Annotated in this window: 8 protein-coding genes; 3 read left to right on the top strand and 5 right to left on the bottom strand. The window is 70.1% G+C overall.

Annotated elements, in window-relative coordinates; genetic code table 11:
- Positions 1 to 45: 45 nt before the first annotated feature.
- Positions 46 to 795, bottom strand: a complete 750-nt coding sequence (locus tag AB0O34_RS34640; protein WP_363922838.1) for an SDR family oxidoreductase — start codon at positions 793 to 795, stop codon at positions 46 to 48.
- A gap of 254 nt (positions 796 to 1,049) precedes the next feature.
- On the opposite strand from AB0O34_RS34640, the gene AB0O34_RS34645 reads away from it, so the two are divergent.
- On the top strand, positions 1,050 to 1,733 hold the full coding sequence (locus AB0O34_RS34645; protein WP_363922840.1) for a hypothetical protein: 684 nt from the start codon (positions 1,050 to 1,052) through the stop codon (positions 1,731 to 1,733).
- A 17-nt stretch (positions 1,734 to 1,750) separates the two neighbouring features.
- Positions 1,751 to 4,930: an AAA family ATPase gene (locus tag AB0O34_RS34650; protein WP_363922842.1), complete on the top strand. Its 3,180-nt coding sequence runs from the start codon at positions 1,751 to 1,753 to the stop codon at positions 4,928 to 4,930.
- 72 nt (positions 4,931 to 5,002) lie between these two features.
- Here AB0O34_RS34650 and AB0O34_RS34655 read toward each other — a convergent pair whose 3' ends face one another.
- Complete coding sequence (locus AB0O34_RS34655; protein WP_363922844.1) at positions 5,003 to 6,544, bottom strand: aldehyde dehydrogenase family protein; 1,542 nt, start codon at positions 6,542 to 6,544, stop codon at positions 5,003 to 5,005.
- Positions 6,545 to 7,398: 854 nt separating this feature from the next.
- Here AB0O34_RS34655 and AB0O34_RS34660 point away from each other — a divergent pair.
- The gene (locus AB0O34_RS34660; RefSeq protein WP_363922846.1) at positions 7,399 to 7,872 is read left to right on the top strand and encodes a TNT domain-containing protein; all 474 of its coding nucleotides are present in this window, start codon (positions 7,399 to 7,401) and stop codon (positions 7,870 to 7,872) included.
- Positions 7,873 to 7,932: 60 nt separating this feature from the next.
- Here the strand turns inward: AB0O34_RS34660 and AB0O34_RS34665 are convergent, their stop codons facing one another.
- From AB0O34_RS34665 to AB0O34_RS34675, 3 genes are all read right to left on the bottom strand, one after another.
- Positions 7,933 to 9,135: a hypothetical protein gene (locus tag AB0O34_RS34665; protein ID WP_363922848.1), complete on the bottom strand. Its 1,203-nt coding sequence runs from the start codon at positions 9,133 to 9,135 to the stop codon at positions 7,933 to 7,935.
- A complete protein-coding gene (locus tag AB0O34_RS34670) occupies positions 9,132 to 9,794 on the bottom strand; it encodes a DUF6879 family protein (protein WP_363922850.1) in 663 nt (220 codons plus the stop codon). Before AB0O34_RS34670 ends, AB0O34_RS34665 begins: the two co-directional genes overlap by 4 nt.
- 228 nt (positions 9,795 to 10,022) lie before the next feature.
- Positions 10,023 to 10,151, bottom strand: coding sequence for a hypothetical protein (locus AB0O34_RS34675; protein ID WP_363922852.1), 129 nt, complete (start codon positions 10,149 to 10,151; stop codon positions 10,023 to 10,025).
- Positions 10,152 to 10,225: the final 74 nt, after the last annotated feature.

The raw sequence follows: 10,225 nt of genomic DNA on the forward strand, positions 1-10,225 counted from the left end.
GTGAGACGATCGCTCGGAGCCGACGGGCGCCTGTGGTCGCGCCGTTCAGCGGCCGATGCCCGCGGAGACCCGGGTGACCACGCCACGCGGGACGTACCTCGCGATCGCCGCGATCACCTTGTACCTGGGGTCCGGCACGCTGACGGGCACGCCGCGCGCGAAGTCGCGCATGGCGGAGCCGACCAGGCGGTCGGCGGAGAGCCACAGGAAACCGGGGATGCCCGAGGTGTCGATCGCCGCCCGCTCGTGGAACTCGGTGCGCACGAAGCCCGGGCACAGGGCCATGACCCGGACGCGCGGCTCGGGGATCCGCAGGGCGAGCGACTCGCTGAACGTGACCACCCAGGCCTTGGAGGCGCTGTACGTGCCCTGCGGGAAGAACGCCCCCACGGACGCGACGTTGATCACTCCGCCGCGGCCCCGCGCCCGGATGGCGGGCAGCGCGGCCATGGTCAGCCGCAGCACCGCCTCGCAGTGCACGCGCAGCATGGTCAGCTCGTCGGTCACCGGCACGTCGAGGTCCGCGCCGGAGTGGCCGAAGCCGGCGTTGTTGACCAGCAGGTCGACCCCCTCGCGCAGCCGTTCCTCCACCGTGGTGATCCCCTCGCCGGTGGCGAGGTCGGCGGCGAGCACCTCGGCCGCCACGCCGTACCGGCGGTGCAGCTCGGACGCCGCCGTGGTGAGGCGCTTCTCGTCGCGGGCGACCAGGACCAGGGAGAAGCCGTCGGCGGCCAGCCTGCGGGCGAAGGCGGCGCCGATGCCGGCGGTCGCGCCCGTGATCAGTGCGGTAGGCATGAACGCAGACTAGCGACCCCGGACGCCACACGCGCCCGGAGCCGCCCGCTCGCCGGGTTCCGCACAACAGAAGTTGATGTTTCAACTATTCCCGGCGACCGTGAGGCCGGGCTGTGTAACAACACGAGCTAACTTTCCGGCAAGATTTGGTCAAGATTTCCAAAATCTTTGCAGGGGAGGGCGCCCGGGAAAGCGGGCACAACAACCATGTTGACCCGCAAAGCGGAGGTAAGGCCCCTGTGGAAAGAGCGCGGGTGGGGTCTCGGCTGATCATGTCGGCGGCGACGTCGGTGCTGGTCGCCGGGCTGGCCGGTTGTGGTGGTGCCGATTTCACGTATGTCATGGGCAACGATGGGCAGAGTTACTTCAAGGTGCCCGCCACGTGGCAGAAGGTAGACCAGAAAGCGCTGGACCGGAAGGTCTTCGGCGACATGACCTCCGCCACCGCCCAGGTACGAAAACAGCTCTCCTGGACGGTCGGCTACGACGGCTTCAGCACGCCGTCGGCCGACCACCTGCTGGACTCCGAGGGATCCGACGAGCCATTCGTCTTCGCGATGGTGTCGAAGCTCACCAAGTCCGAGCGGGACGCGGTCTCCCTTGACGTCCTGCGCAACGCGGCGATGCTGCCGGTCGTGGTCAGCGACGACCTCCGCGAGAAGCTGGAGGAGAGCGCCGCTTATCCCTTCAAGGACTTCGAACTCCTCAGCGACGAGGTGCTCCCACCCAAGGACGGCGTGCGAGGCGTCCACCTGGTCTACAACTTCAAGGTGCTCGGAGGCCCGGTTCAGACCTTCGACCAGACCGCCTACCTCGCCGCGGACGGCAGTCGCGTATCCGTCCTCCTCATCCGCTGCTCCGCCACGTGCTACCAGAGCCGGACGCGGGAACTCGACAGGATCGCGCAGTCCTTCAAGGTCAAGCGAATTCCCGGGTGACCGGGTGAGGAGCCCCGATGACACACGCCCCCGCGCCTGAGCAGCCCACGGGGCTGCGCGCTCCCGACTCCGGGCCCGACTCCGCCACCAGGCGCACCATGGCCTTCTGGGACAGGATCAAGATCCTGCTCGTGCTGGCGCTCGCGCTCCTCGTGCTCGTCTGGCATGACATGGCCTCGTTCGAGGGGATCATGCCGTTCGGCGACGCCGTGCGGGACGTCACGGCGAGCCGGGCCGGTTCGATCATCCTGGTGCTGATGGGCGCGGAGGTCTTACGGCAGTTCCACTTCCTGATGAGCGAGCGGTCGGCGTCCTACCACCGGTTCTGGACCACGAAGGTCTTCGGGGGCTTCGACGGGTGGACGCGGCGCCGGTTCAGCGACTGGAATCGCTACCGCATCGCCAGAGCGCTGAAGTGGCTCTTCTGGATCGTGCTGCTCGCGCTCGTGCTGGGCCAGATCCTCGACGTCTCCCCGGCGCTCGCGCTCTTCCAGGCGCCCGCCCTGCTCTGGCAGGTGCTCCCGTACGGGCTGCAGCTCGCCTTCGGGTTCTTCTTCGTCATCATCCAGTTCGTCGGGCTCTTCTGGTTCATGTCCAGGGGCGGCGTCGAGACCTACTTCCCCGACGACATCAAGACCCGCTTCTCCGACGTGTGGGGCCAGGACCACGTCGTCGAGCGCGTGAAGGAGAACATCGTCTTCCTGGAGAAGCCCGACGAGATCGAGGACAAGGGCGGGTACGTGCCGAGCGGCCTGCTCCTGTGGGGCCCGCCGGGCACGGGCAAGACCCTGATGGCCGAGGCGGTCGCGGGCGAGACCGGGCGGCCGTACGTCTTCGTGGACCCCGGCGCCTTCGTCAACATGTTCATGGGCATCGGCATCCTGAAGGTGAAGTCACTGTTCAGGAAGTTGCGCAAGCTGGCGCTCAGGTACGGCGGCGTGATCGTCTTCTTCGACGAGGCCGACTCTCTCGGCAGGCGCGGCGCGCTCGCCCAGCAGGGGCCGCCCGGAGGCGGCGGCTTCGCGGTCGGCGCCCCGTTCCACACCGATGCCTGCCACGGGTTCACCTACCTGTCGAGCGACACCAGGGACGTGCTGACCCGGCGGGCGCTCGGCGCCACCGCGCCCGAGCCCGGCCGCGACCGCGTCGTGTCCCCGATGGGCATGATGGGCGGCGGCGGCGACCAGGGCACGCTGCAAGCGCTGCTGACCGAGCTGTCCGGCCTGAAGAAGCCGCGCGGGTTCATCAACCGCTACGTCCGGCGGCTGCTCGGCATGCGGCCCAAGCCGCCGCCGAAGTACCGGATCCTGGTCATGATGGCCACCAACATGCCCAACTCGCTGGACGAGGCGCTGCTGCGGCCAGGACGTATCGACCGCATCTACAAGGTGGGCTACCCGTCCAAGGCCGGGCGCGTCCGCACCTACCAGGGCTACTTCGACAAGGTCCGCCACGAGCTCACCCCCGAGCAGATGGACAAGCTGGCCACGATCACGCCGTACGCCACGGGCGCCACCATCAAGGACCTGGTGAACGAGTCGCTCATCACGGCCATCCGCGGCGGGCGCGAGGTCATCACCTGGGCGGACGTCACGACGGCCAAGCGGCTGAAGCAGCTCGGGCCGCCCGAGGACGTCGAGTACATCGAGCGCGAGCGCCACGCGGTGGCCGTGCACGAGGCCTGCCACGCCGTGGCGGCCTACCGGACCCGCCAGCACCTCGAGATCGACATCGCGACGATCGAGAAGGGCGCCGACTACCTCGGCATGGTCTCCAGCATCAAGCCCGAGGACCAGTTCACCCGCTGGCGCAGCGAGTACGAGTCCGACATCATCGTGTCGCTCGCCTCCCTGGCCGGCGAGCGCATGTTCTTCGGGGAGGACAACTCCTCCGGCGTCTCCGGCGACCTCGAGAGCGCGACCATGGTCACCGGGCTCATGGAGGCCTACTGGGGCATGGGCGTCGGCGTCGCCTCGCTGGCGGCGCTGCAGCAGCTCGGCATCAGGGACGGCAAGGCGGCGCCCCGGCCGGGCGGCACCGGCGGCATCGGGTACACCCAGGAGCCCGGCGGGCGCCGCGACCATCTGACCCCCGACATGCTGGCCGAGCGCATCGAGTACAACCTCGCCAGGATTCTGAAGAAGACCGAGGACCTGCTGAAGGACAACCGCCGCGAGGTGCTGTGCGTGGCGCACGCGCTGGAGCAGCACAAGACGCTCAACGGCGACGACGTGATCGCGGTGATCGACGGGACGCGCGGCCCGCTGGTCGACGGCTCGCTCTACACCTCGGAGGAGTTCTACGAGGAGCTGGAGGCCTACCACGAGGTGGCCGCGGCCGCGCACCGCACGCACAGCCACGTGACCTCCGCGCTGCCCCAGCCGAGACCGGCCCGGCTTCCCCAGCCGGTCATCGCCGGTCAGGTGGTGCCGGGCCCGTACGGAGCCCCGCAGCCCGGCCCGTACGGTGGCCCGCAGTCCGGCCCGTACGGTGGCCCGCAGTCCGGACCGTACGGTGGCCCGCAGTCCGGCCCGTACGGTCCGCCGGTCCTCGCCGATCCCGTCAACGGTCCTGGGACCCACGGTCAGGGAACCGTGCCGAACGGTCCTGGAGGCAACGGTGAGGGAACCGTGCCGCCGAACGGTCCCGGCACGGCGATCGTCAGCGGCCCCGGCTCGGAAGTCGCCGACGGCCCGTGGTTCACGCTGCCCGGCAACGGTCATGCCGCCGCCGCGGCTCCCTCCGCCAACGGGGGTTCCTCGCCGGAGTTCATCCCGTGGAGCCCCGATCGGCCGGCGGCCGCCCATGTGCCGCCGCCCGTGCCCGGCCCGGCCCCCACCGTGCGCAGGTCACGACGGCCCGTCGCGATCGCCCTGGCGTCCGCCGCGGCGCTCGTGGTGTTCGTGCTCCTCGGGCTCGTGCTGTTCGCGGGGAACCCGGCTCCGGGTGCGGACGGCGTGGCGACCGCCTCGAACACCGGTGGCATCCTGGCGCTGATCGTCGTGGCGGTGCTGCTTCTGGTCGGCGCCGTCGTCGCGGTTCTCATGATCCGCGGCCAGCAGGCCATGCGGGTCAGGGCCGAGGAGTCCAGGGACCGCGCCGTCGAGCGGGCACAGCTGCTCGCGGCCGCCATGGAGCCCGAGACGGCGATGCGCCTTCTCGGCTACGACGGCCGCAACGGCCAGAACGGAGGCTGACGCCGCCAGCGTCGCAACGGCCTGAACGGAGGCTGACGCCCTCGAATCGGCCTGAACGGGGGCTGACGCCGCCTAGAGCCGGAACTCCAGGTCGGGGATGATCTCGGCGACGTCCATCTGGGCCTTCTGGAGACGGCCCGAGTAGTCCCAGTTCATCGCCTGCCAGCGGGTGAACTGGTCGAGCACCCACACGCCCGACTGGCGGCTGCCGTTGCCCGACTTGCCGTTGCCGCCGAAGGGCAGGTGCGCCTCGGCGCCCGAGGTGGAGTTGTTGACGCTGACCATGCCCGCCCCGATGCCCGCACGGAATCGGAACGCCGCCTTCGGGTCGGTGGTGTAGATCGAGGACGAGAGCCCGTAGCCGGGGCGGTTGGCCAGCTCGATCGCCTCGTCCAGGCTGCCGAACGACCTGACGCCGACGATGGGCCCGAAGGTCTCCTCCATGAACAGGCGGTCCCCGGGGCGCAGCCCGTCCACGACCACCGGGTGGTAGTACAGGCCCCCGCCGCCGTCGAAGCCGCCGCGGGGGTTGTCCCCGGTGATCCGTCCGGTGGGGCCGGTGACCACCTTGTGGTGGGGCTGGATCCAGCCGAGGTACTCCTCGTAGCGCTCGGCGAAGCGGTGGTCGAGCATCGGGCCGTAGAGGACGTCGCCCGAGGGGTCCCCGACCGTGGCCTCCTGTACGGCTCGCGCGTACCGGCCGACGAACTCGTCGTGCACCGACCGGTGCACCAGCACGGTGCCGAGTGACGTGCAGCGCTGCCCGGCCGTGCCGAACCCCGAGAACAGCGCGCCCTCCACGGCCAGGTCGAGGTCGGCGTCGGGCATGACGACCATGGGGTTCTTGCCGCCCAGCTCCAGGCAGGGCGACTGCAGGTGCCGCCCGCACAGCTCGCCGATCTGGCGCCCGACGGCGGTCGACCCGGTGAAGCCGACCTTCTGCACGGTGCCCTCCGCGAGCGCGGCGTCCAGCCCGGCGAAGGTCGAGGGGCCGTCGGCGAACACCAGGTTCAGCACCCCGTCGGGCAGCCCGGCCGCCACGAACAGCCGGTAGAGCGCGTGCGCCGACGCCGAGGCGTACTCGGCGGGCTTCCACACCACGGCGTTGCCGCACAGCAGGGCCGGGACGAGGTACCAGCTCGGCACCGCGACCGGGAAGTTGCCCGCCGTGATCACCGCGGCCACCCCGACGGGCACCCTGAAGGTGAAAAGGTTCTTGTCCGGCATCTCCGACGGAATGGTCTGGCCGTACATCCGCCGGCCCTCGCCGAGGAAGAAGTCGCAGGTGTCGACGATCTCCCTGACCTCGCCCAGCGCCTCGGCGTACGGCTTGCCGATCTCGTCGGTGACCAGCTTCGCCAAAGTCTCGGCGTTGGCCTCGACCAGCCGGCCGATCGAGGCGATGACCCGGCCGCGGACCGGCGCGGGCACCCGCGCCCACTCGCGCTGCGCGGCGGCGGCCACGCTACAGGCCCAGGCGAAGGCGGCGTCACCGGCGAGCTGGACTCGGGCCACGGTCTCGCCGGTCCTCGCCGGGTTGACCGAGTCGTAGGTCGTGGCGTTGGGGTCGTCGGCGGCCTTGCCACCGACGACGGAGACGATCTGGCGGGTCACCGTTGACCTCCTCGCATGGGCGCTTGCCTGCATTCTTCCGCCTGGGCCGGGTTCACCCAACACGGGCCGCCCGGCTCCGGCGGCCTCGGCCGACCTGACCGGCCCGGTTACGGGCGAACGGCCCGCCCTGGCCGGACCGACGTCCCGCCCTGACCGGCCCGGTTGCGGACGTATGGGCCGCTCTGGCCGTCCGCTTTCGGGTGAACGGCCCGCCGTGGTGCGCGCCGCCGCGGCGGCTCCGGCCGGCATATCCCCATTGTGCTTAACATATCCAGTTGATTGCGCCTTTTGGCGTTTGTTTTTTGTGGTTTCATTGCTTCGCTCGCAGGACTCCTGATCAAGAAGCGGGTACGCACGGATCAATCGCTCCGCTCATCTCGGAAACGGCTCGAATTACCGGGCCGCCGGTTTCCGGACAGCCGTGAAACCGGCGGCCGGCCGTCCAGATGAAAAGGGCGGATCCCGTCAAGGGTGCCGTTTCTCTCGATTCACACATCGAGGAGACATGGCGGAATCCGGCTTCCGATCATCAGGAGGATCCATTGCGAAATTTTCGCCGTCGCGCGTCGCTTGCCGCCGCCCTCGGCATCGCCGCCCTTTCCCTCACCGGTGTCCCGGCCGAGGCCGTCACCAGGGCCTCTACTGCTTCGCCAGCCGGTCCCGGCTGGACGGCGACTCCAGCCCTGCCGGCCGTGTCCGCCTCCGCTTCCCGGCAGGGCCGGTCGCCGGCGGCGACGGAGGACCCGGACCCGGCCGAACACGTCTGCACAGCCCCGTATGTCAATGAGGACCGAAGGCTCGGGCCGAAGTTCCTTCCGAAGGAAGGGCTCCTTGGCGAGATCCTCAGGGATTACGTGCCGCTTGGCGGTATCCCGCCGCAGAAGTTCCTCAACCGTTACTGGATCTGGGCGGCGTCTTCCTATCGCTATCCGCCCGACTTCGGTTTCGCCCATTCGGGGGGATATTCCAACGGCCGGGCACTGATCACTCCGATGACGCTCCGCGTCGGCGAGAAGGTGGATCGTTTCGGGGGCGAGGGCGGGGCTTTCCTGGCACCGCTCGGCACGCCGTTCTCCAAGCGCGGCATTCCCCCGACCAGCCTGGAGACCTTCCCCGCCGCGCCCGAGTACCCCTGCAGCTACCACGAGTACCGGGTGAGCAGGGAGTTCGCGGTCGACTTCGGTCCCATCGCCTCAGCGTTCCAGCAGCCGGGCGGCGGGGACCAGTACCACCTGGTGAGCAGGCTCATCCCCGAGTCGCCCCAGCTGCGCGACGAGGTGTCGGTGAGCTGGCTGGTGGAGGGCGGCTACCTTGAACGGCTGAACTGAGCGGGCTCCGGCGGCGGGGAGCGGCCCTCCCCGCCGCCGAGCGGGCGTAGCGCGGCCGTCTCAGACCGGAGAAGACCGGCGCCGCGCGACCCCACGGGCGAGGAGCCGCCGTACGCGGGGGCCGTGCCTGCGCGCCCAGGCGCCGGCCCAGGCGAGCTGGTAGCCGATGACGCCGGCGAGGGTGGCGAGCGCGTCGCCGGTCCACAGGATGCCGTCGTTCCGCGCCAGGATGCCGAGGGATCGGCTGACCAGGGCGGCGACGAAGGGCAGCGAGATGGTGAGGAAGAGCCCGAGGCACAGGGTCGTCCCGGCGAGGAGGAACCCGCTGTAGAGCCGGGTCGCCAGTCGTTCCCGCCGGTCGAGTCCGCCGAGCGGGTCCACTGCCGGCCGGCGCGTGGCGCGGCGGACCACGTACAGCAGGTAGGCGCACGCACCGGAGTAGAGGTTGCGGCACCCGGTCAGGTCCTGGATCACGAAGTACAGGTCGGTGCGCATGAAGACCAGGAACTGCAGCGCGAGCGCCGTCATCTCGGTCAGCGCGACGATGGACGGCACCGCGTGCGTGCCGAAGAGCGCCATCGCTCCGAGACACGCGCCCAGCAGGGTGGCGTCCACGGCCATGCCGGACAGGTAGACCGTCAGGCGCGCGCGCCGTCCGGCCAGCCAGATGCCCGACACGTCGGTCTGCACGGCGAGGAACTGCAGCCGCGTGTCCAGCCGGATGCGTCCCGGCACCCCCGCGGCCCTGGCGGTGCACAGATGCGCCAGCTCGTGCAGGGAGACCAGCACGGTGACCACGACGATCTCGCCGAGCAGAACGAGCGTGCCGTGCTCGCTCCACAGCAGGGAGTCCCAGCGGGGGACCACCTTCGGGCGCAGGAGCACGGCGGCGAGCCCGCCGAGCACCAGCGCGGCCATCAGCGAGTGAAGGATCGGGCTCAGGGTCCAGCGGACCAGCCTCGCCGGCAACCACGGAAGCGACGGCCGGGGAGCGGGCGGGGTGTCGAGCACCCGGTCGCCGATCGAGGCCACCAGGCCCACGGCCGCCATACCCGCGACGAAGTCGGCCACGTCGAGGTTCGCGCCGGTCTCGGTCCGCAGCCGGCGCTGGACCACTGGGACGGTCATGCCCTCCTGGAGCAGCCGGATGGCGCGCACCCCCTCGTACGGCACCGCGACGCACACGCCGGTGTCGGGCCTGCCGACGATCCACTCGCCGCGGTCCTCGCGGACGCCCAGAGCGTGGAGCCGGACCGCGGTCACGGCCGGGCGGGGTGGCGACTCGGGGATGGCAGGGACATGACGAGGTCCGGTCGTGGTGGCGGCAGCGGCAGGACCCGGCGTTCCACGTAGTCCTCCAGGTCCCGCGCCCCCTCGTACAGGGAGGCGACCACCGAGGTCCACGCCTCGACCACCTCGCCGTCGTCGATCCTGCGAGCCCCGGTGCAGGCGCCTCGCGAGTCGTACAAGACGTGGTACATCCGGACGCCGGGGAAGATCACCAGCTCTGGGAGCGGGGCGCGGGCCTCGAGCCCGGACACCTCGGCGGACTCCACGACCCTGCCCTGCTCGCCCAGCCGCGCCCGCAGGGCGAGCAGGTGGAACTCCCACTGCATGTACGGCGTGAGCGGCCACTGGGCGACGCGCAGGCGGCGCAGCCGGCCTCGGGCGGGCAGATCGGCGGTGATCGTGTCCCTGGCCTCCTCCAGCAGGGCCAGCGAGCGGCGCCAGTCGCCGCGTCGCATGGCGTTCCAGCTCGGATCGGAACCCTCGTCGAAGGTCTGGGCGCGTTCGAGTTTCCAGATGACTCCTTCCATCTCATGAAAAATGCCGAAAAAGTCGGATCCGTACTCCTTTTTCCCCAGGAGGCGGCCTGGGACGGTATGAAGGCGTGGTAATTGTCTGTTCACCGGAATCCCCACTGAAGTAGACGGTGACCCGGATGCGCGCGATGGCGGACTCGCGCGCCCGAGCCTTATATCGCTATATCGCTGTCTTCCCGCCCGCTCATGTCTGCCGAATGCATTTTCCCCGTGAACGGGCGCGGGTTCTTCGTGCCGTGGCTCACCTCCGGCGTGATGCGTTCTTCATCGGTGCCGTGCTTCCAGCGGGTTCACCGAGTGGCGGACCGGCCCGGGTCTCACGGTGGACTAGCTGTTGGAGTTTCCGCTGTAGGAGTTGGTGGTCTCCACCTTGTCCAGCAGCCTGATCGATATCTTGGCGGCCGGGGGATCGGTTTCGGCGGGTAGGTCCTGCGTCACGGGCTCGGCATTGTCCATGGCTTCCCTTTCTCGACGTGGCGATCTGATGTGCCTTTATCGGTGCGGGCGGCCCCGCCGTCACGGCGACGCCG

The sequence above is a fragment of the Sphaerisporangium sp. NPDC088356 genome, from assembly GCF_040685555.1.
Taxonomy (GTDB): Bacteria; Actinomycetota; Actinomycetes; order Streptosporangiales; family Streptosporangiaceae; genus Sphaerisporangium.

What these genes read in the sequence shown, in the direction of transcription:
- AB0O34_RS34640 (WP_363922838.1), bottom strand. Translation starts at nt 795, where the DNA reads ATGCCTACCGCACTGATCACGGGCGCGACCGCCGGCATCGGCGCCGCC.
- AB0O34_RS34650 (WP_363922842.1), top strand. Translation starts at nt 1,751, where the DNA reads ATGACACACGCCCCCGCGCCTGAGCAGCCCACGGGGCTGCGCGCTCCC.
- AB0O34_RS34675 (WP_363922852.1), bottom strand. Translation starts at nt 10,151, where the DNA reads ATGGACAATGCCGAGCCCGTGACGCAGGACCTACCCGCCGAAACCGAT.